Source organism: Streptomyces violaceusniger Tu 4113 (assembly GCF_000147815.2).
Classification (GTDB): domain Bacteria; phylum Actinomycetota; class Actinomycetes; order Streptomycetales; family Streptomycetaceae; genus Streptomyces; species Streptomyces violaceusniger_A.
On record NC_015957.1, the window covers coordinates 3,955,112 to 3,976,414 of the forward strand.

The 21,303-nt window shown below is 73.9% G+C and carries 18 protein-coding genes; 14 read left to right on the forward strand and 4 right to left on the reverse strand.

What is annotated here, in order from left to right; genetic code table 11:
- The first annotated feature begins 85 nt into the window (after positions 1-85).
- The 13 genes from STRVI_RS55550 to cobM all read left to right on the forward strand — a co-directional run bounded on the left by STRVI_RS55550 (position 86) and on the right by cobM (position 14,459).
- Positions 86-1,027 carry an FAD-dependent monooxygenase gene (locus STRVI_RS55550; protein WP_050993678.1) on the forward strand — a complete coding sequence of 314 codons (942 nt, stop codon included), beginning with the start codon at positions 86-88 and terminating at the stop codon, positions 1,025-1,027.
- Positions 1,028-1,069: 42 nt separating this feature from the next.
- On the forward strand, positions 1,070-1,240 hold the full coding sequence (locus STRVI_RS52705; RefSeq protein ID WP_014056925.1) for a hypothetical protein: 171 nt from the start codon (positions 1,070-1,072) through the stop codon (positions 1,238-1,240).
- A 280-nt stretch (positions 1,241-1,520) separates the two neighbouring features.
- Positions 1,521-2,048 carry a helix-turn-helix domain-containing protein gene (locus STRVI_RS17130; RefSeq protein ID WP_014056926.1) on the forward strand — a complete coding sequence of 176 codons (528 nt, stop codon included), beginning with the start codon at positions 1,521-1,523 and terminating at the stop codon, positions 2,046-2,048.
- Positions 2,035-2,700: an ImmA/IrrE family metallo-endopeptidase gene (locus tag STRVI_RS17135; protein WP_014056927.1), complete on the forward strand. Its 666-nt coding sequence runs from the start codon at positions 2,035-2,037 to the stop codon at positions 2,698-2,700. The genes STRVI_RS17130 and STRVI_RS17135 overlap by 14 nt, the downstream gene beginning before the upstream one ends.
- Positions 2,693-3,877: an MAB_1171c family putative transporter gene (locus tag STRVI_RS17140; protein WP_043238996.1), complete on the forward strand. Its 1,185-nt coding sequence runs from the start codon at positions 2,693-2,695 to the stop codon at positions 3,875-3,877. The genes STRVI_RS17135 and STRVI_RS17140 overlap by 8 nt, the downstream gene beginning before the upstream one ends.
- A gap of 192 nt (positions 3,878-4,069) precedes the next feature.
- Entirely contained in the window at positions 4,070-5,302 is a 1,233-nt protein-coding gene (locus STRVI_RS17145) for a cytochrome P450 family protein (protein WP_014056929.1), read from the forward strand.
- 314 nt (positions 5,303-5,616) lie between these two features.
- The gene (gene mutA / locus STRVI_RS17150) at positions 5,617-7,500 is read left to right on the forward strand and encodes a methylmalonyl-CoA mutase small subunit (RefSeq protein WP_014056930.1); all 1,884 of its coding nucleotides are present in this window, start codon (positions 5,617-5,619) and stop codon (positions 7,498-7,500) included.
- Positions 7,500-9,728 (forward strand): methylmalonyl-CoA mutase, encoded by a 2,229-nt coding sequence (gene scpA / locus STRVI_RS17155; RefSeq protein WP_014056931.1) that lies wholly within the window; start codon positions 7,500-7,502, stop codon positions 9,726-9,728. The genes mutA and scpA overlap by 1 nt, the downstream gene beginning before the upstream one ends.
- 3 nt (positions 9,729-9,731) lie before the next feature.
- Positions 9,732-10,730: a methylmalonyl Co-A mutase-associated GTPase MeaB gene (gene meaB, locus STRVI_RS17160; protein ID WP_014056932.1), complete on the forward strand. Its 999-nt coding sequence runs from the start codon at positions 9,732-9,734 to the stop codon at positions 10,728-10,730.
- Entirely contained in the window at positions 10,723-11,466 is a 744-nt protein-coding gene (locus STRVI_RS17165) for a (2Fe-2S)-binding protein (RefSeq protein WP_014056933.1), read from the forward strand. Before meaB ends, STRVI_RS17165 begins: the two co-directional genes overlap by 8 nt.
- Before the next feature lie 76 nt (positions 11,467-11,542).
- Positions 11,543-12,346, forward strand: a complete 804-nt coding sequence (locus STRVI_RS17170; RefSeq protein ID WP_014056934.1) for an acyltransferase — start codon at positions 11,543-11,545, stop codon at positions 12,344-12,346.
- Between the two features lie 41 nt (positions 12,347-12,387).
- Positions 12,388-13,692: a precorrin-6y C5,15-methyltransferase (decarboxylating) subunit CbiE gene (cbiE, locus tag STRVI_RS17175; RefSeq protein WP_167543282.1), complete on the forward strand. Its 1,305-nt coding sequence runs from the start codon at positions 12,388-12,390 to the stop codon at positions 13,690-13,692.
- Positions 13,689-14,459, forward strand: coding sequence for a precorrin-4 C(11)-methyltransferase (gene cobM / locus STRVI_RS17180; RefSeq protein WP_014056936.1), 771 nt, complete (start codon positions 13,689-13,691; stop codon positions 14,457-14,459). Before cbiE ends, cobM begins: the two co-directional genes overlap by 4 nt.
- A gap of 1,053 nt (positions 14,460-15,512) precedes the next feature.
- On the opposite strand, the gene STRVI_RS17185 is transcribed toward cobM, so the two are convergent.
- On the reverse strand, positions 15,513-16,661 hold the full coding sequence (locus STRVI_RS17185; protein WP_014056938.1) for a cobalt-precorrin-5B (C(1))-methyltransferase: 1,149 nt from the start codon (positions 16,659-16,661) through the stop codon (positions 15,513-15,515).
- Positions 16,662-16,714: 53 nt separating this feature from the next.
- Between STRVI_RS17185 and STRVI_RS17190 the strand changes: the two genes are divergently transcribed.
- Positions 16,715-17,476, forward strand: coding sequence for a cobalt-precorrin-6A reductase (locus tag STRVI_RS17190; RefSeq protein ID WP_014056939.1), 762 nt, complete (start codon positions 16,715-16,717; stop codon positions 17,474-17,476).
- A 24-nt stretch (positions 17,477-17,500) separates the two neighbouring features.
- Here STRVI_RS17190 and STRVI_RS17195 read toward each other — a convergent pair whose 3' ends face one another.
- From STRVI_RS17195 to STRVI_RS17205, 3 genes are read right to left on the reverse strand one after another with little or no spacing between them, the layout of a single operon-like run.
- A complete protein-coding gene (locus STRVI_RS17195) occupies positions 17,501-19,000 on the reverse strand; it encodes a precorrin-2 C(20)-methyltransferase (protein WP_014056940.1) in 1,500 nt (499 codons plus the stop codon).
- On the reverse strand, positions 18,997-19,647 hold the full coding sequence (locus STRVI_RS17200; protein ID WP_014056941.1) for a precorrin-8X methylmutase: 651 nt from the start codon (positions 19,645-19,647) through the stop codon (positions 18,997-18,999). The genes STRVI_RS17195 and STRVI_RS17200 overlap by 4 nt, the downstream gene beginning before the upstream one ends.
- Positions 19,644-21,269, reverse strand: a complete 1,626-nt coding sequence (locus STRVI_RS17205) for a nitrite reductase (RefSeq protein ID WP_251982645.1) — start codon at positions 21,267-21,269, stop codon at positions 19,644-19,646. Before STRVI_RS17205 ends, STRVI_RS17200 begins: the two co-directional genes overlap by 4 nt.
- Positions 21,270-21,303 lie beyond the last annotated feature (34 nt).

Consider the following 21,303-nt stretch of genomic DNA (forward strand, 5'->3'; position numbering starts at 1 on the left):
CCGCCGCCGAGGAACGCGCCGGCCAGGGGAGTCCCTCACCATCCCCGCCGATCAGCCGCTCACCTTCGACGAGCTGCGCCGATATGTGCGCCAGGTCGCGGGCACGGACTTCGGGATGCGGGCGCCCCGCTGGCTGTCCCGGTTCGGCAACGCCTCCCGGCAGGCCGCCCGCTGCCGCGACGGCCGCGTCCTGCTCGCCGGGGACGCGGCGCATATGCATATGCCGATGGGGGGCCAGGGCCTGAGCGTGGGGCTCCAGGACGCCTTCAACCTCGGGTGGAAGCTGGCCGCGGTGTGCCAGGGCCGCGCCCCCGACGGGCTGCTGGACACCTACCACGCCGAGCGCCACCCCGTGGGGGCCGCGCTGCTGGAGAACACCCGGGCCCAGACCGTGCTCGGCGCCACGCACACCGCCGACGTACGCGCCCTGCGCTCGGTGTTCGGCCGGCTTCTGGCCGCCCACCCGGCGGTGAACCGGCAGTTCGCCGGGGCGCTCTCCGCGCTGGACGTGGCCTACCGCCCGGCGGTGGGGGAGCGGGCGGGGGCCGCGGAGCCGGGAGGGGCCGGGGGCGGTCACTCGCTGGCCGGTAGCCGCGCCCCCGACCTCGGGCTGGACGGGGCGCCCGAGCCCAGCCTGTATCCGCTGCTGGCCGACGGGCGCTTCGTACTGCTCCACCTCGGCCCGGGCGGCGACGCGGGGCGTGGGACGGCCGACGGCCCGGGTGCCGCCGACGCCCGCGCCGCCGAGGCGATCACCGGGAGTCCGGACCGGATGCGGACCGTGACCGTGCGCCGACCACCGTCCATGACGGCTGGGCGCGCCGGAGCACGGTGCTGGTGCGCCCGGACGGCCATGTCGCCTGGGATGCCGCGCTGTCCAGCACGTGAGACGAGTTCGGTGGGTCTCGTACGTACCAGCTCACCACGGACGGTTCCGCGCGGCCACCGGGCGCGGAAGGGGGTCCCGGCGACGGCTCGTTGTCCAGTCCATGAGAATCGACGCGCGGACCGTTCAGACGCTGGTTAATCTGACGACAGATCCGGTTCAGCCGACACGAGGGAGTGTGCGGTGACCCCCGAACAAACACAGAGCGACGACGCGCGCGCCGATAACAGCGGGCGGTTCGTGCAGGCCACGGAGGTGGGCAGTCTGGAAGTATGGGCGCGTTCCGCGCCGATCCGACTCGCCGGTTACGAGGACGACCTCGCCGAGCCGCACATTCTCCAGAGCGTGGACTGATGGCCCGGCGCATGCGCTGAGAGCGGGGGAGGGCACCGGGCCCTCGGCCGCGGCCGCTGGCAGCAAGCGGACATCGCGGCCGTCGGCCGACCTCCTCCCTCGCCTGATCGATCACCCTCTTGGCCCAGCTACCAACTGGTAGTTAAGTCGGCCGCCCCCACGATTCGGCACCGGACTGGTGTGCTGTGCGATGGACATGGCAAGATGCGTCGCGCGGCATCGTCCGCCTTAACCAACCGTGAGGGTGTTCGAGCCCGGGAGCAGCCGTGAGGGGGCGCAGATGGCAGCGGGTGCCGACAGGTCACCGGACGCCGCCGACAGCCCGCTGGCGGACCGGCTCAACTACCTGTTCACCACCATGCACCCGCCGGGCGCGCCGTACACCAACGCCTACGTCGCCGAGGAGATCAGCGGCGGCGAGGAGTACGGCGGGGTGAGCGTGACCGAGCAGTATCTGTCGATGCTGCGCAACGGCAAGCGCACCAATCCCAGCCCGGATGTGCTGCGGGCGCTCGCCAAGTTCTTCGCCGTGCCCGTCGGTTATCTGCTGGGCGACCTGTCGCCCTCGCAGGCCGAGCGGGTCGAGGAGGAGGTACGGTTCCTCGTCGCGATGCGCGACAAGCGGGTCCGCAGCATCGCGCTGCGCTCCGTGGGCCTCCCGCCAGAGGTCCAGGACAGTCTCACCACGATCATCTCCCAGTTCCGGCAGCAGATGAACCTTCCGCCCGAACCTCCCGGTCCGAACGGGGCCGCGGGAGCGGACGGTTCGGGCGGTCCGGACGGCGAGGCGACGAATGGCAGTCGATGACCCGGAACTGTTCTCCTCCTGGCGGCGGACCGGATACGAGGGTGGTACAGGCATGCGAGTGGGCCGGATGCGGCGGCAGTGCAAGCAGCTCATCAAGGAGCTCGGGCTGCCCGCCTCGACCGACCTGCCCGGTCTGTGCGACCTCGTCGCCCGCCGCGTCGGACGCCCCGTCCATCTGGTGCCGATGAGCCTGGGCGGTGTGGTCTCGGGCATGACCGCCTCCACCGACGAGGACTACTGGATCTTCTACGAGCTCAGGACGTCCCCCTGGCACCAGATCCATATCGTGCTGCATGAGATCGGCCATCTCCTGCTCGGACACGAGCAGGACCCGGCGGTCACCGAGGAAGCGCTGCGGATGTGGACGCCGTCTGTCGATGTGACCACCGCGATGCGCCGGCTGGGGATGACCCCGGACTTCGCCCGCCACCACTGCTACGACAACCTCACCGAGCGCGAGACCGAGGTGCTGGGCACGCTGCTGATGGAGCATGTGGTGCCGACCTCGCCGGACCACGGGCTGCCGCTTCAGGGCCGGGCGGCCGAACTCGCCGCGGCACTCGGCCCGGCGCTGCGCCACGTGCGCACCGACCGCGCGGCCGGCGCCGACGGTGGCGTACGCGGTGAGCCGGGCGGTGACGCCGGTGTTTGACCTCGTGTATCTCTGCTTCGGCGCCGCCGCCTGGACGATGGCCGGCTACAAGGCCCGGGCCTGGTTCCGCGACCGCGCCAACGCCGATCTCGGCCTGGCCTGCGTGATGACCGCGGCCGTGGCGAATGTGTTCCTGCTCTCCGCGCCCAGCGTCTACCGCTGGTTCGACGGCCTGGTGGGCGTCGCCAATCTCGCCATGGTCTTCCTCTACTCCTCCGTCGTGGTGTTCGCCACCGGCGCCCTGGTGCTGCTGCTGCGCTGGACGGGGTCGGCGGTGCGGCCCGTCCTGGTGGTCGCCGCCGTGGCCGTGGCATGGACCGTGGCCATCGTCGGCTTCGCGGTCGGCCGCCCGGACGCGGTCGAGCACCCCCGCGACTTCAGCACCGCCTACGCGGACGCCCCAGGAGTGGTCCTCTTCCTGGTGCTGTATCTGGCCATTTTCGGAGCCGGTCTGGCGGGGCTCGGCATCCTCTGCCCGCGCTATGCCGCCAGCCTGCGCGGCTCATGGCTGGCCCGGGGGCTGCGGGTGCTGGCCGCCGGATGCTGGCTGGGACTGGCGTACTGCGCCTGCAAGCTGATCGGTTTCGTCTTCTCCTGGGCGGGCCGTGAGCTGTACTGGCTCTCCAACGGGGTCGCCCCGCTGACCGCCTCGGTCGCGGCGCTCCTGGTGCTGGCCGGTTTCGCCATCCCCGCCGTCGGGCCGCGGGCCTCCGCGTGGCGCCGCTTCCGGCGGCTGCGGCCGCTGTGGCGGGAGGTCACCGCACAGGCCCCCGAGGTGTCCATGGGCCACTCCCGCTGGACCGGCTGGTGGCCGTTCGCGGACCTCGAGTGGCGGGCCAACCGTCAGATGGCGGAGATCCGCGACGTACAGCGCGGCGTACGGCGCCATGTGGAGGCCACCGTCCTGGAGATCGCGCATGTCAAGGCCGGCGCGGCGCGACTCGACGATTGGCAACTTGCTGCCGTAGTGGAAGCCGCGGCGCTCAGACGCGGTTTGCTGAATCAAGCGGCGGGACATGTGCCGGGGTCCGCGGCGGACAGCGTGGTGATGACGACAGGCGCCGAACTGGTGGAGGAGCACGAGCATCTGGCCCGTGTCGCCGACGTCTATCACCTGCCGCTCGTGGACGAGGTGCTCGCGGAACTGAGGGAGGAGACCGCCGCCCAGCGGCGGTGAACGGGGGGGATCACAGACGAGGTGGCCCTGGACGGGGGTCGGGGCCACCCGTGGCACAGGCGGCGCTGGGGGGATTCAGCCCCGGCGCCGCCTCCCGGCCACCACCACGCGCATCCGTGCGCATCGTCCGGACGGGCCGAAACGCCCCACCCGGTCAGGCCCGGAGGACGCCACCGCCTAGAGTCGGGATCCATGCAGAACACCGCGCACGCCGCCGGAACGGACGGCCCGGAGCTCGTTGACACCGCCCCGATGATCGAGGACCTCTACCCGGCCCTGGCCACGCTCCGCGAGGCCGGCCCGGTCCATCGGATCGCCGGCACCGACGGACGACCCGCCTGGCTGGTGACCCGTTACGAGGATGTGCGGCGGCTGCTCGCCGATCCGCGCCTGGCCCTGGACAAGCGCCACGCCGCCCCGGGCAACTACAGCGGCTTCTCCCTGCCGCCCGCCCTCGACGCCAATCTGCTCAACATGGACCCGCCGGACCACACCCGGGTGCGCCGGCTGGTGGTCAAGGCGTTCACCCCCGGCCGCGTGCAGCGGATGCGCGAACCGGTCCGGCGGATCGCCGATGAGCTGCTCGACGCCGTCGAGTCCGAGGGCCGCGCGGACCTGCTCGCCGCCTACGCCGGACAGCTCCCCATCATCGTCATCTGCGATCTGCTCGGCGTCCCGCAGCGCGACCAGCGCGACTTCCGGGCCTGGAGCGACGCCCTGATCACCCCCGATCCGGCGCGGCCGCGGGCGGCGAAGGAAGCGGTCGGCAGCATGCTCCGCTTCTACACCGAGCTGATCGCGAAGAAGCGCGCCGAGCCCGGGGACGATCTGCTCTCGGATCTGATCCGGGTCCGCGACGACGAAGCCGGGGACGGCGACGGCAGGCTCACCGAGGACGAACTGACCTCGCTCGCCTTCCTCATCCTCCTCGCGGGCTACGAGAACACCGTCCACCTCATCGCCAACTCGGTGCTCACCCTGCTCGACCACCCCACGGTCCTCCTCCAGGAGCTGCGCGCGGAACCGGGCGGTCTTACGGCCGCCTTCGACGAACTGGCGCGGTACGAGGGCCCGGCGTCGCTGGGGATCCGCCGCTTCCCGCTCGAGGAGATCGAGATCGGCGGTGTGACCATCCCCGCCGGGGAGACCGTGCTGCTCTCGGTGGCCTCGGCACACCGTGACCCGGCCCAGTTCAAGGATCCGGACGACTTCAATCCACATCTTGGCCGGTCCGGTCACCTTGCGCTCGGCCATGGCATCCACTACTGCCTCGGCGCGCCCCTGGCCCGGATGGAGATGGAAATCGCTCTGGCCGCGCTGGTTCGGCGTTTTCCGGGGCTGCGGCTGGATGTCCCGAGGGAGGAGCTCCGATGGCGGCCGTCGATCCGCGCGCGTGGCCTGATCTCGCTGCCCGTCGCATGGTGAACCGGGGAAGCGAACACGTTTTTGATGCATAACCCCCCGCCGATGCGGTAAAAAGGACTTCGAGCCCGCCCGGTGTGCATCCCCCGTCGCACCGGGCGGGCCTCTGTGTGTCCGAGCCGGTCCCATGCCCGGGGCCGTCGTCGACCGTGGGCGCCCGTTCCGCACCCCGCGCCGGGCCCATGCGCCTCACCCACCCCGGCCGTGGGCGGTCGCCACTACGGAAATCCCTAGAGCTCACCCCTGAGATCACTAGAGAGTAAGCTCACAGGCTTAACCACTGCTCCGGCTTCAGCGGACCGCACTAGCCTCCTCCTATGACGGTCCTGCCCGACGGGCTTCCCCTAGCCGACGATTTCCCTGAAGTGACGCGAGACCAATGGCGTCACCTCGTCGAAGGCGTGCTGCGCAAAACCGGCACATCGGACGCCGTGGGCGCCGAGGCCGAAGAGGCCCTCGCGACCGCGCTCGAGGACGGCATCACCGTCCACCCCCTCTACACCGCCGAAGACGCGCCCCAGGACGCCGGATTCCCCGGCTTCGCGCCCTTCGTGCGCGGCGGCCGGGCCGAGGGCTCCGCCGTCTCCGGCTGGGACGTACGCCAGCGCCACGCCCACCCCGATCCGGCGCGCACCAACCAGGCGATCCTCGCCGACCTGGAGAACGGCGCCGGCTCGGTCTGGCTCGCGGCCGGCGCGGCCGGGGTGCCCGTGGACGGGCTGCCCGAGGCCCTCAAGGGGGTCTACCTCGACCTCGCCCCCGTCGCCCTCGACGCGGGCGCCGACTTCGAGGACGCCGCCCGCGCCCTGCTGCGGCTCTACGCCGGCCGCGAGGTGCCGCCGGGCGCCGCGCTCGGCAACCTCGGCGCGGACCCGCTCGGGCTCGCGGCCCGTACCGGACGCGACGACGGCCTGGCCGAGCAGCTCGCCGCCGCGGCCGACCTCGCGGGGATCTGCCACCGCGACCACCCCGGAGTGACGGCCTTCGCCGTGGACGCCCTGCCGTACCACGAGGCGGGCGCCGGGGCGGCCCAGGAGCTCGGCTGCTCCCTCGCCGCCGCCGTGGCGTATCTGCGCACCCTCACCGAGGCCGGGCTGAGCGTCGAAGCCGCCTGCGCCCAGCTCGAGTTCCGCTACGCGGCCACCGCCGACCAGTTCCTCACCATCGCCAAGCTCCGGGCCGCCCGCCGCCTGTGGGCGCGTGTGGCGCAGGCGTGCGGCGCGCCGCCGGAGGCGCGCGCCCAGCGTCAGCACGCGGTGACCTCCTCGGTGATGATGACCCGGCGCGACCCCTGGGTGAACATGCTGCGCACCACCGTCGCCACCCTCGCCGCGGGCGTCGGCGGCGCGGACGCGGTCACCGTGCTGCCCTTCGACAGCGCGATCGGCCTGCCCGACGACTTCGCCCGCCGGATCGCCCGCAACACCTCCACGATCCTGCTGGAGGAGTCGCAGCTGGCGCGGGTGATCGACCCGGCCGGCGGCTCCTGGTACGTCGAGAAGCTCACCGACGACGTCGCCCGCGCCGCCTGGGCCTGGTTCCAGGAGATCGAGCGCGCCGGGGGGATGGCCGCGGCCCTCGCCTCCGGGCTGGTCCGCGACCGGCTCGCCGAGACCTGGGCGCGCCGCGGCCGCGACCTCGCCCGCCGCAAGGAGCCGATCACCGGCGTCAGCGAGTTCCCGAACCTCGCCGAGCGGCCCGTCGAGCGCGAGCCCGTCCCGGAGCCGCCCAGCGGCGGACTGCCGAGGGTGCGCCGCGACGAGGCGTACGAGGCGCTGCGCACCCGCGCCGACGCCCAACTGGCGGCCGAGGGCAGCCGGCCCAGGATCTTCCTGGCCGCGCTGGGCCCCGCCGCCGCGCACACCGCCCGCGCCTCCTTCGCCGCCAACCTCTTCCAGGCGGGCGGGATCGAGGCGGTCCACGAACCCGCCACCGTGACCGCGGAGACGGTCGCCGAGGCGTTCGCCGCCAGCGGCGCCCGCGTGGCCTGCCTGTGCTCCAGCGACAAGCTGTACGCGCAGGAGGCGGCGGCCGTGGCCGAGCGGCTGAAGGCGGCCGGGGCGACCCGGGTCTACCTGGCCGGACGGCCGGGCACACAACAGGATGAGTACGAACGGGCCGGAGTGGACGGATACGTCTTCGCGGGCTGCGACGCGGTCGAGGTGCTCTCCTCGGCTCTGAACACCATGGGGGTGGCGTGATGGCCGGCGCTCCGGTGGAGCCGGGCAAGATCCCGGACTTCTCGGCGGTCGATCTGGACGGACCGGCCGAAGGCCCGGTGCCCAGCTCCGGCGACTGGGCCGCCGCGCTGCAGAACAGCGTGGGCAAGGGCGTGGAGGACCTGGTGTGGGACACCCCCGAGGGCATCGGGGTCAAACCGCTCTACACCGCCGAGGACCTCCAAGGCGTCGACTTCCTGGGCACCTACCCCGGCGCCGCGCCCTATCTGCGCGGCCCGTACCCGACGATGTACGTCAACCAGCCCTGGACCATCCGGCAGTACGCGGGCTTCTCCACCGCCGAGGAGTCCAACGCCTTCTACCGCCGCAACCTCGCGGCCGGCCAGAAGGGCCTGTCGGTCGCCTTCGACCTGCCCACCCACCGGGGCTACGACAGCGACCACCCCCGGGTCACCGGCGACGTCGGCATGGCGGGCGTGGCCATCGACTCCATCTACGACATGCGGCAGCTCTTCGACGGCATCCCGCTGGACAAGATGAGCGTGTCGATGACGATGAACGGCGCGGTGCTGCCCGTGCTCGCGCTCTACATCGTGGCCGCCGAGGAACAGGGCGTACCGCCCGAGAAGCTGGCCGGGACCATTCAGAACGACATCCTCAAGGAGTTCATGGTCCGCAACACCTACATCTATCCGCCGCAGCCGTCGATGCGGATCATCTCCGACATCTTCTCCTTCACCTCGCAGCGGATGCCGCGCTACAACTCCATCTCCATCTCCGGCTACCACATCCAGGAGGCCGGAGCCACGGCCGATCTGGAGCTGGCGTACACCCTGGCCGACGGTGTGGAGTATCTGCGGGCCGGCCGGGACGCCGGGATGGACGTGGACGCCTTCGCGCCCCGGCTGTCGTTCTTCTGGGCGATCGGCATGAACTTCTTCATGGAGGTCGCCAAGCTGCGGGCGGCGCGGCTGCTGTGGGCCAAGCTGGTCAAGCAGTTCGACCCGGAGAACCCCAAATCGCTGTCGCTGCGCACCCATTCGCAGACCTCCGGCTGGTCGCTGACCGCCCAGGACGTCTACAACAACGTGGCGCGCACCTGCGTGGAGGCCATGGCCGCCACCCAGGGGCACACCCAGTCGCTGCACACCAACGCGCTGGACGAGGCGCTCGCGCTGCCCACCGACTTCTCCGCCCGGATCGCCCGCAACACCCAGATCCTGCTGCAGCAGGAGTCGGGCACCACCCGGGTCATCGACCCGTGGGGCGGCAGCGCGTACGTCGAGAAGCTGACGTACGACCTGGCGCGCCGGGCCTGGCAGCACATCGAGGAGGTCGAGGCGGCCGGCGGCATGGCCAAGGCCATCGACGCGGGCATCCCCAAGCTGCGCGTCGAGGAGGCCGCCGCCCGCACCCAGGCGCGGATCGACTCCGGCCGCCAGCCGGTGATCGGCGTCAACAAGTACCGCATCGACAGCGATGAGCAGCTCGAGGTCCTCAAGGTCGACAACTCCGCGGTGCGCACCCAGCAGATCGAGAAGCTGCGGCGGCTGCGCGCCGAGCGCGACGAGGCCGTCTGCCAGGACGCGCTGCGCGCCCTGACCGCCGCGGCCCGGTCCGGTCCGGGCGCGGGTCTGGAGGGCAATCTGCTGGCGCTCGCCGTGGACGCCGCCCGCGCCATGGCGACCGTCGGCGAGATCTCCGACGCGCTCGAGGCGGTCTATGGGCGCCACTCGGGGCAGATCCGTACGATCTCCGGTGTGTACCGAGAAGAGGCTGGAGCATCCTCCGGCGTGAGCCGCACCCGCGCGCTGGTGGAGAAGTTCGAGAGCGCCGAGGGCCGCCGCCCCCGCATCCTGGTCGCCAAGATGGGCCAGGACGGTCATGACCGCGGCCAGAAGGTGATCGCCACCGCCTTCGCCGACCTGGGCTTCGACGTCGACGTCGGCCCGCTGTTCCAGACCCCGGAGGAGGTCGCGCGGCAGGCGGTGGAGGCCGATGTGCACATCGTCGGCGTGTCGTCGCTCGCGGCCGGTCACCTCACGCTGGTGCCCGCGCTGCGCGAGCAACTGGCCGAGGCGGGGCGCGAGGACATCACCATCGTGGTCGGCGGGGTCATCCCGCCGCACGACGTCCAGACCCTGCACGACGCCGGCGCCGCCGCCGTCTTCCTGCCGGGCACGGTCATCCCGGACGCCGCCCATGACCTGGTGCGGAAGCTGGCCGCCGACCTCGGCCACGAGCTGTAGTCCATGCCACGGACGATCGACATCGAGGAGTACGCCAAGGGTGTGCTCGACGGCCATCGCGCGTATATCGCCCGTGCGATCACGCTCGTCGAGTCCACCCGGCCCGACCACCACGACCTCGCCCAGCGGCTGCTGGTCGAGCTGCTGCCGCACACCGGCGGGGCGCGGCGGATCGGCATCAGCGGGGTGCCCGGGGTGGGCAAGTCCACCTTCATCGACGCCCTGGGCACCATGCTCACCGGGGCCGGCCACAAGGTCGCGGTGCTCGCCGTCGACCCTTCGTCGACCCGCACCGGCGGCTCCATCCTGGGTGACAAGACCCGGATGGAGCGGCTGGCGGTCGACCCCGAGGCCTTCGTACGGCCCTCGCCCAGCGCCGGGACGCTGGGCGGGGTCGCCCGCGCCACCCGCGAGTCCATGGTCGTCATGGAGGCCGCGGGCTATGACGTGGTGCTGGTGGAGACCGTGGGCGTGGGCCAGTCCGAGACCGCGGTGGCCAATATGGTCGACTCCTTCCTGCTGCTCTCCCTGGCCCGCACCGGCGATCAGTTGCAGGGCATCAAGAAGGGCGTCCTGGAGCTGGCCGACGTGGTCACCATCAACAAGGCCGACGGCCCCCACGCGCGGGACGCCAAGTCGGCGGCCCGCGAGCTGGCGGGCGCGCTGAGGCTGCTGCAGCCCGCGGACGCGCCCTGGAACCCGCCGGTGCTCACCTGCAGCGCCCGCGAGTCCACCGGGCTCGACGTGGTGTGGGAGCGCCTGGAGCAGCACCGCCGGGTGCTGGAGGCCACGGGCGCGCTCCAGGCCAAGCGGCGCGACCAGCAGGTCGACTGGACCTGGTCGATGGTGCGCGACCAGCTCCTCGCGCGGCTGCACGCCCACCCCGAGGTGCGGCGGCTCGGACCCGAGCTGGAACAGCGGGTCCGCGAGGGCACCCTGACGGCCACGCTGGCGGCGGACCGGCTGCTGGAGGCGTTCCGGGCCCCGGCCGACGGTGGATGAGGCGCCGCTGCCGGAAGCGGCGCGGGTCGGGCCGTTCTTCGCCCTGCGCACCGGCATCGGCGAGCCGCGCGAGGAGGGGTACGTACGGATCGGCGAGGCGTACCGGCTGACCGGCGAGGGCGCCGCCGGGCCGGTGCTGCGCGCCCGGGTCGAGGCGGTCGCCGCGAGCCTGCGCACCGAGGAGCCGAGAGTCGCGGCCTCCCTCGCCTTCCAGGGCCTCGCCGCCCGGGTGTGGTCACTCGCGCTCGGCCCCGCCGCCCTCTCCGACCGGGTCCCCCACCTCCGGCCCGACCGGCTGTGGTGGAATCCCGGGCGGGTCGCCCCCGACGACCTGTGGTGGCCCGGCGTGCCGCCGGTGATGGGCGAACCGGGAGGACTCGCCGGTCAGGTGGGCACCGCGGCGTTCGTCCATCTGATGCCGCTGCACCACGCCATCGGACGGGCCTACCGGGTCTCGGAGCGGCTGCTGTGGGGCAACGCCGCCTCGGCGCTGGCCGGTTCGCTGCGCGTGCTGCACGACTGGTGCCGGGCGCACGGCCGCGCCGAGGCGGCGGACCGGGCCACCGAGCTGGCACGTGCCCAGCTCGTCCACCCGCCGCTGCGCGAGGCCGGCACCCTGAGCACCGCGCCGCTCGGCTACCGGCGCCGCACCTGCTGTCTCTACTACCGCGTGCCCGGCGGCGGGTTGTGCGGCGACTGCGTACTGCGCGAGGCGCCGGGGCGCGGGAGCGCGTAGGGGACGCTCAGCGGGCGCGCGTAGGGGACGCCGGGGTGGCGCAGACGGCCTCCCGATGGGCCGATACGGTGGGCGAATGCCGAAGAACGAGAACCTGTTCTCATCCTGGCGGGGCTGGTGCGGACGCGTCACCTCCCGTCTGGTCCACCGTGGATGGCGCGCCGTGCAGCGGGCCGGCGCGGTGACGGCCGAGCGCCCCGGCCCGTACCGGTTCGGCAGCATCGGCGTCGGCACCCGGCTGGCGTTCCCCCAGGGCACCCTCTTCGGCGAACCGTGGATCGAGCTCGGCGAGCACTGCGTCATCGGCGAGCAGGTGACCCTCACCGCCGGCATGATGCCCGGTGTGGACCTCGGCCCCGATCCGGTGCTGCGCATCGGCAACGGCGTGGTGCTGGGCCGGGGCAGCCATGTGATCGCGTCCGTGCCCGTGGAGTTCGGCGACGATGTCTTCTGCGGGCCGTACGTCTATGTGACCAGCGACAACCACTCCTACGACGATCCGGAGCAGCCCATCGGCCGCCAGTGGCCGCGCTCCGCGCCCGTCCACATCGGCCCCGGTAGCTGGCTGGGCGCGGGCGCGGTGATCCTGCCCGGGGCGCGGCTGGGCCGCAATGTGGTGGTCGCGGCGGGCGCGGTCGTACGAGGCGAGGTGCCCGACCACGCCGTGGTGGCCGGGGCGCCGGCCCGGATCATACGGCGATGGGCCCCGGAGGAGGGCTGGCAGCCGCCGTTGCGCACCCCGGCGCCGGTGCCGATCCCCGAGGACATGACCGTCGAGCAACTGCTGGCGCTCGCGGAGCTGGAGCGCGAGCAGACGAAGGAGCGGGGACAGGTGGGGGAGCGCGGCCTGGAGCGGGAGCCGGGGGCCGGGGCGTCGTAGCAGGTCAGTAGAGTTTCGTGGACCGTTCCCCGACCCGCGAGGTGACCATCGTGAGCCCGCCGCCTCCCCCCGTGACCGTCATCGGTATCGGCGCCGACGGCTGGGACGGGCTCGGTCCCGCGGCCCGCGAGGCGTTGCGTACGGCCGAGGTGGTCATCGGCGGACATCGCCATCTGGGCCTGCTGCCGCCGGAGTGCCACGGTGAGCGGGTGCCCTGGCCGTCTCCGCTGCGCCCCGCCGTCCCCGGGCTGTTCGCCGCGCACACCGGGCGGCGGGTCTCTGTGCTGGCCAGCGGCGACCCCATGTACTTCGGCATCGGCCGCACCCTGGCCGAGCTGCTGGGTGCCGAGCGGCTGCGGGTGCTGCCCCATCCCTCGTCCGTCTCCCTGGCCTGTGCGCGGCTCGGCTGGGCGCTGGAGGAGACCGAGGTGATCAGCCTCGTCGGCCGTCCCCTGGCCACGCTCAACCGTGAGCTGTACGCCGGACGGCGGCTGCTCGTGCTCAGCGCGGGCGCCGAAACCCCCGCCGAGGTGGCCGGGTTGCTCGGGGACCGAGGGTTCGGCCCGAGCCGGATGCGGGTGCTGGAGCAGTTGGGGAGCGCGGAGGAACGCTGTGTGGAAGGCGCGGCCGAAGAGTGGCCCCATCCGCCCGGCGACCCCCTCAACGTCATCGCCGTCGACTGCGCTCCGGCGGACGGCGTCCGGCCGCTGTCGCTCGCGCCGGGGCTGCCCGATACGGCGTACGACCACGACGGACAGCTCACCAAGCGCCAGGTGCGGGCCGCCACCCTCGCCGCGCTCGCCCCCGCCCCCGGGGAACTGCTGTGGGACGTCGGCGGCGGCTCGGGCTCCATCGCCGTGGAGTGGATGCGCGCCCACCGCACCTGCCGGGCGGTCTCCGTCGAACGCGACCCGGTGCGCGCCGAGCGCATCGGCCGCAACGCCGCCGCGCTCGGCGTGCCCGGGCTGACCGTCGTCACCGGCGCCGCCCCGGACGCCCTGGCCGGACTGCCCACCCCCGACGCGGTGTTCATCGGCGGCGGCCTGACCGCCCCCGGGGTGCTGGAGGCGTGCTGGGCGGCTCTGCCGCCGGGCGGCCGGATCGTCGCCAACACCGTGACCCTGGAGTCCGAGGCGCTGCTCGCCGACCGGTACCGCCGCCACGGCGGCGACCTCGTCCGCCTCGCCGTCTCCCACGCCACCCCGGTCGGGGCCTTCACCGGCTGGCGGCAGGCGATGCCGGTCACCCAGTGGTCCGCCACCAAACCGCTCGACTCCCGGGGCCCTGGCGGGTACGCCGCCGATCCCGCGGGATCCGTCGAAGCCGCTCAAGGAGAGACACGATGACGGTGTACTTCATCGGCGCGGGCCCCGGTGCCGCCGATCTGATCACGGTGCGCGGCGCCCGGACCCTGGCCCGCTGCCAGGTGTGTCTGTACGCGGGCAGCCTGGTGCCGCGTGAACTGCTCGCCGAATGCCCGCCGGACGCCCGCCTGGTCGACACCGCCCGGCTCGACCTCGACCAGATCACCGCCGAGTTCGTCGCCGCCCATAAGGCGGGCCATGACGTGGCCCGCCTCCACTCCGGCGACCCGTCGGTCTTCAGCGCCGTCGCCGAGCAGATGCGCCGCCTCGACGCCGCCGGCGTTCCGTACGACGTCGTCCCGGGCGTCCCCGCCTTCGCCGCCGCGGCCGCCGCGCTGAAGCGCGAGTTGACGGTCCCGACCGTCGGCCAGACCGTCATCCTCACCCGCATCGCCCAGCAGGCCACCCCCATGCCGGAAGGCGAGGACCTCGCCACCCTCGGCCGCAGCGGCGCCCTCCTCGTGCTGCATCTCGCCGCCCGCTACGTGGACCGCGTGGTCGGCGAACTCCTCCCGCACTACGGCGCCGACTGCCCGGCCGCCGTGGTCGCCATGGCCAGCCGCCCCGACGAACTGGTGCTGCGCGGCACGCTGGACGACATCGCGGCCCAGGTGAAGGCGGCGGGCGTGGTACGGACGGCGGTCATCATCGTGGGCCGCACCCTGGGCGCCGAACAGTTCCGCGACAGCCACCTCTACTCTCCGGACCGCGAACGCCCCCACGACCCCTGCGACCCGCAGGGGTCGTGATCCCGCCCCGGCGTAGCCGGGATCACGACCACCCGCCGCCTGACGCTGCCGGGGCGTCGGCCCGCCCTGGTGGTGTGGCCTCGATGGTGTCCGGGGTGCTGGGGCCCCGGCAGCGTGCGACGTGTGCCCGAGTGGTGTCCCGTACGCGGCGTCGCACGGTCCGTGCGGGGCACGCGGCGAGGGGGGCCGCGGCGTGCCACTGCGACCGCGCGGCGCGGGGCTGCCGGGACCAGGACCACCCGCTGGCTGGTGGTGCCGGGGCGTCGGCCCCGGTGGTGTGGCCTCGATGGTGTCCGGGGTGCTGGGGCCCCGGCAGCGTGCGACGTGTGCCCGAGTGGTGTCCCGTACGCGGCGTCGCACGGTCCGTGCGGGGCACGCGGCGAGGGGGGCCGCGGCGTGCCACTGCGACCGCGCGGCGCGGGGCTGCCGGGACCAGGACCACCCGCTGGCTGGTGGTGCCGGGGCGTCGGCCCCGGTGGTGTGGTCCCGATGGTGTCCGGGGTGCTGGGGCCCCGGCAGCGTGCGACGTGTGCCCGAGTGGTGTCCCGCGCGCGGCGTCGCACGGTCCGTGCGGGGCACGCGGCGAGGGGGGCCGTGGCGTGCCACCGCGACCGCGCGGCGCGGGGCTGCGGGTCGGCGCCGACGGCAGCGGCGACGGGTCCCCGCAGCGGGCGCGGTGACGACCCCCACCCCGCCCGGTGCGCCGCGCGCCGCGGGTGACGGGCGGCCGTACCGCGCCGGGCAGATGTGTCGTCGCGTCGGCCGAAGGTGGTGGCGCCGGCGCGCGTGGCCCGCAAGGCGAGGTGTCCGCGGCGTGTCGGAGGGCTGGCTCCGTGCGTGGTGGGTCCGTACGGCGGGCGCGGTGACGATACGTGCCCCGTCCCGTGCGCCACGTCCCGAGGGTGGTCGTATCCCACGGTGCCGGTGTGTCGCCGTGCCTGCCGACGTGTCGCCCCGAAGGGACGGCCATGGGCCCGGGTGCCGTGCCGCATCGCGCCGGGTGCCGTGCCGCAACGCGCCAGGTGCGGCGATCGCGCCCGCCGCAGCGAAGGGTCAGCGTTCCCGGGGGCCGCGAGGTTCGGCGCGGCCCACGACTGTGCCTGCGCGGTCGATGCAGATCACGTCCACCGCCACCGGCGCACCGCGCAGCACGCCGAGCGCCGTGTCGCGGGCCGCCGCCGCGACCAGGTCGCCGAGTGGTACGCCGCGGGCGGAGCACAACTGCACCGTCTCCAGGCCGGTGTTGGCCGTCGCCACCGCCTCCGCCAGCTTCTCGTCCGCCCCGGCCCGGCGGGCCAGGGCCGCGAGGAAGCCCTTGTCCACCTGGGAGCGTGCGGAGTGCAGGTCCAGATGCCCGGCGGCCAGCTTGGAGAGCTTGGCGAAGCCGCCGGCGACCGTGAGCCGGTCCACCGGGTGGCGGCGCAGATACTTCAGCACCGCCCCCGCGAAGTCGCCCATGTCCAGCAGCGCGTCCTGGGGCAGCCCGTGTACGGCCACCGCCACCTTCTCGGACGTCGAGCCCGTACAGCCCGCCACATGGCGCCGCCCCGCCGCGCGTGCGACATCCACCCCGCGCCGGATGCTGTCGATCCACGCCGAGCAGGAGTAGGGCACCACGATGCCCGTCGTGCCGAGGATGGACAGCCCGCCGAGGATGCCCAGCCGCGGATTCCAGGTGGAGCGGGCGATCTCCTCGCCGTGATCCACCGAGATCTCGATCTCGACGTCACCGGTTCCGCCGTGCCGGGCCGCGACCGCGGCGATGTGGTCGCGCATCATCTGGCGCGGCACGGGGTTGATGGCCGGTTCGCCCACCGGGAGCGGCAGCCCGGGCCGGGTCACCGTGCCGACGCCCGGACCGGCCCGGAAGACCACTCCGCTGCCGGGCGGCAGGGCCCGTACCGTGGCCCTGACCAGCGCGCCGTGGGTCACATCCGGGTCGTCGCCCGCGTCCTTGACGACCGCGGCAATGGCGTGGTCCGCTGCCAGCTCCTCGGCCGCGAGCGCGAACGCGGGCCGCTGCCCCTTGGGCAGTTCGATGGTCACCGGGTCGGGGAACTCCCCGTTCAGCAGCGCGGTGTACGCGGCCGTCGTCGCGGCCGTGGCACACGCCCCGGTGGTCCAGCCGTGCCGCAGCCCCGTCCGCTCGAGCTGCGCGCTCCGCCCCCCGGTCGCCTTGGCCCCCGTCTCCGCCTCAGCCATGGGCCGGCCGCCGCGCATACGATGACGGGCGCACGGACGACGAAAGGCACCCGATGAACAGCGCACCGGCGCAGCGCCATGTGCTCATCCTCGGCGGCACCACCGAGGCGCGCCGCCTCGCCGGGGAACTCGCCGACGACCCCGCCCTGCGCGTCACCAGCTCCCTCGCGGGCCGGGTCGCCGCGCCGCGGCTGCCGGTGGGGCAGGTGCGGATCGGCGGGTTCGGGGGCGCCGAGGGCATGGCCCGCTGGCTCCGCGAGCACCAGGTGGACGCGCTCATCGACGCCACCCATCCTTTCGCCGACACGATCAGTTCCCACGCGGCCCGGGCGGCCGCCGACGTCCATGTTCCCCTGCTCGCCCTGCGCCGCCCCGGCTGGGTACCCGGCCCGGGCGACCGCTGGCATTCGGCCGGCTCACTGGCCGACGCGGCGCGGCTGGCCCCGGCCCTGGGGGAGCGGATCTTCCTCACCACGGGACGGATGGGCCTGGCCACCTTCGCCCATCTCACCGAGCCATGGTTCCTGGTCCGCTCGGTCGACGCCCCCGAGCCGCCGGTCCCGCCCCGGATGGAGGTGATCCTCGACCGCGGCCCGTTCACCCTCGACGGCGAGGCGGAGCTGCTGCGCCGCCACCGCGTCCAGGTGCTGGTCACCAAGGACAGCGGCGCCCACGCCACCGCCCCCAAACTCACCGCGGCCCGCGCCGCCGGCATCCCGGTCGTCGTCATCCGCCGCCCACCCGCCCCCCAGGGCGTTCCGATGGCCCAGACCCCCGCCGATGCCGCCGCCTGGCTCCGTACGACCCTGACCTGAGCCCGGCGGCTATGAGCCCAGAGGCTATGCCTCCGGGTAGCGGCGTGGCGTCCAGACGACGTCGGTGCCGTCGCCGCGGCGGACCGTGCGGGTCTGGGAGGAGCCCACCAGGAGGATCGTGCGCATGTCGACATCGGCCGGGTCGAGATCGGCCAGGCGGACGATCCGCACCCGTTCGCCGGGGCCGCCGATGTCGCGGCCCAGCACCACGGGCGTGTCGGGGGCGCGGTGCTCCAGCAGGAGTTCGCGGGCCTTGCCCACCTGCCAGACGCGGCTGCGGGAGCCGGGGTTGTAGAGGGCGAGCACCAGGTCGGCCGCGGCGGCGGCGCGCAGCCGCTCGGCGATGACCTCCCAGGGCTTGAGCCGGTCGGAGAGGGAGATCACCGCGTAGTCGTGGCCGAGCGGGGCACCGGCCCGGGCGGCGGCGGCGTGGGCCGCGGTCATGCCGGGGACGATCCGCACCGGGACCTCGCGGTAGGGGTCCTCGGAGGCGGCCTCCAGGACGGCGGTGGCCATGGCGAACACGCCGGGGTCGCCGGAGGAGACCACGGCGACACGCCGGCCCCGCCGGGCGAGGTCGAGGGCCAACTCGGCGCGTACGGACTCGACCTTGTTGTCGGAGGCGTGGCGCCGCTGGCCCGGCCGTACGAGCACCCGGTCCAGATAGGTGCTGTAGCCGACCAGGTCCTGCGCGGTGGCCAGTTCGGCCCGCGCCTCGGGAGTGAGCCACAGCGGACCGGCCGGGCCCAGGCCGACGACCACGACCTCGCCCATGCCGGACTCATCGCGCGGCGCGTCCACCCGGCTGGGCAGCACCGCCATCGAGAAGTACGGCACCGACTCCGGGTCGACCTCGGCCAGCGGGGCGGTCCGCTCCGCGTCCATCGTGGCGCGCTCCACATATCGCGCGTCCGCGAGCCGCCCCGACCGCTCCAGCGCGCGCCGCACCGTCGGGAAGGTCCGGCCGAGCTTCATCACGGCCGCCGCGTCCGTCGTCGCCAGCCGGGCCGTCAACTCCTCCTCCGGCAGGGTGCCGGGGAGGACCGTCAGCACCTCCTCGCCCTCCACCAGCGGCGCGCCGAGCCGGGCGGCCGCGGCGCTGACCGAGGTGACACCGGGGATGACCTCGGTGGGGTAGCGGTCGGCGAGCCGCTTGTGCATGTGCATGTACGAGCCGTAGAAGAGCGGATCGCCCTCCGCGAGCACCGCGACCGTGCGCCCCGCGTCCAGATGCGCGGCGAGCCTCGTGGCCGCGTCCGCGTAGAACTCGTCCATCGCGCCGCGATAGCCGCCCGGATGGTCGGTGGTCTCCGTGGTGACCGGGTAGACCAGCCGCTCCTCGATGTGGTCGGGCCGCAGATGCCGCTCGGCTATGGAGCGGGCGATGCTGCGCCCGTGCCGGGCGCTGTGGTACGCGATGACATCGGCCTCGGCGATGACCTCCACGGCGCGTACGGTCATCAGGGAGGGGTCGCCGGGGCCGAGCCCCACACCGTAGAGCCGGCCCGTCTGCTGCTCGCTCACTCTTCCTCGCTCGCTATCGCGTTGATCGCGGCCGCGGCGATGGCGCTGCCGCCCCGCCGGCCGTGCACCACCAGGTGGTCGAGCGCCGCCGGATGCCCGGCCAGCGCCTCCTTGGACTCGGCGGCGCCGATGAAGCCCACCGGCACACCGATCACGGCGGCCGGGCGCGGCGCGCCCGCCCCGCCTTCTTCGATCATCTCCAGCAGCCGGAACAGCGCCGTGGGGGCGTTGCCCACCGCCACCACCGCCCCTTCGAGCCGGTCCCGCCACAGCTCCAGCGCGGCGGCGCTGCGCGTGGTGCCCATGCGCCGCGCCAACTCCGGTACGGCGGGGTCCGCGAGGGTGCAGATGACCTCGTTGTCGGCGGGCAGCCGCTTGCGGGTGACCCCGCTGGCGACCATGCGCGCGTCACAGAGCACCGGCGCGCCGGACCGCAGCGCGGCGCGGGCGCGGGAGACCACCTCGGGGGTGTAGGCGAGGTCCTTGACCAGGTCGACCATGCCGCAGGCGTGGATCATCCGCACCGCCACCTGGCTGACGTCGGCGGGGAGCCCGCCGAGGTCGGCCTCGGCACGGATGGTGGCAAAGGACGCGCGGTAGATGGCCGCCCCGTCCTTCTCGTAGTCGAACACGGTGTCCTCGATCATGTCGTTCCACGGGCCGCCGCCACGGCGCCGGCCAACTGCTCTGCTGTCACAACCACGCTGTCCGTGCTGTCCGTGCTGTCCGCCTCCGGCGTGTCTCCCCTCGCGCCCCGTACGGTGACGCGGTAGTCCGTGTCGCCGGTCGCCAGCGCGTCCACCCAGCGGCCCCCGGGGTGACCGCAGCGCCGCTCACAGCCGGAGACATATACCGGCAGCGGATCCGGCCCGGCCGGACCGCCGTCGTACGCCGTGCCGTTCACCGGCCACGGCATCGAACCGCCCGCGACCACCGCCGCCGTGTCCGCGACCACTCCCGCCGGGTCCGCGACCACCGCCGCCGTGTCCGCGGTCCCCCGAGCCGTGCCCGAGGTCCCCGGCGCCGGGTCCGCAGCCCCCCGCGCCGGGTCCGCGACCATGCGCGCCGTGTCGGCCCGCACATCCGCCAGGGACTTGGCACAGCCCGGCCGTCCCGTGCACGCGCCGACCCCGAGCCATGGCGAGTCCGGTGTGGCCACCAGTCCCGCGTCGGACAGTTTGGCCAAGGCACCGCGTGTGTCGTCCGGGGCGAACCCGGGGAGCACCACGCCGCGCCAGGGTGTCATACGCAGCTCATCGGCCCCGCTCCGGGAGGCGAGCCCGGCGAGCAGCCGCCACTGCGCGGCGCTCACCCGGCCCAGAGGGAGGGCTACGGAGAGCGCGTGACGCCCGTTCGGGCCGGGGACCGGCCCGGGGGCGGGTGGTGTGGCGCGGGCGTGGGGCGCTGGTTCATGCTCCACGGGTACGGCCTCGACGCCCGCGTCGGCGAGTCGCGCGGCCAATCCTTCGGTCGTCACGGCGTGTCGCGCGGGCAGTTCGCGTACCCGCCACGCCCGGGAGCCGCTCTCACGGGCCTTGGCCAGGAACTCCACCGCGGCCAGCGCCGCCGCACGCGGCGCGTCCTCGCCTCGCACCCGGAGACCGCCCCCCGCCGCCGACCCGGCTGTACGAGACCCCCGCCGCGCTGCCGCGTCCGGGCGTGTCCCCACCGTCGACGGCGGGGACACAGCCCTACCCGGCAGCGGACCGCCGACCCGCAGCACCGCTCCACCGTCCGGCGTTGCGATCAATGTCACATCCGCTTCCAAGGTGGCCACATCGCCCCGCCCATCGTCCAGCGCGAACAGGAACCTGCCCGACAAGCCCGACAATTCCCCGTCCCTCGCCGGTGTGTCGTCGCACAGCGCGGCGTCCAGTTCCCGCACCCACGGCATCACATCCGCATGCCCCCCGCCGTCCAGGCCGGACAGCGGCGACGCCACGATGTTGCGCACCCGGTCATGGCGGTCCGAGGGCAGCAGTCCGGCCGCCCGCAGCCGGCCCGCCAGTTCCGCGCCGCACCCCGCGTCCAGGCCGCGCACCTGCAGATTGCCCCGTGAGGTGATGTCCAGCCGCCCGTCGCCCAGCTCCTCGGTCACCCGCCCCAACGCCATGGCCTGACGGGCCGTCAGCAGTCCGCCCGGCACCCGGATCCGGGCGAGCGAACCGTCGTCCGCCGGGTGCAACCGCAGCGCGCCCGGACAGGCGTCATCGCGCCCGCGCACGGGGGTTTCATCCCCGGATGGGGTGGTTGTCGGGGGGAGGGACATGGCGGCGAGCATACCGACGATCCGGTCCGTCCCA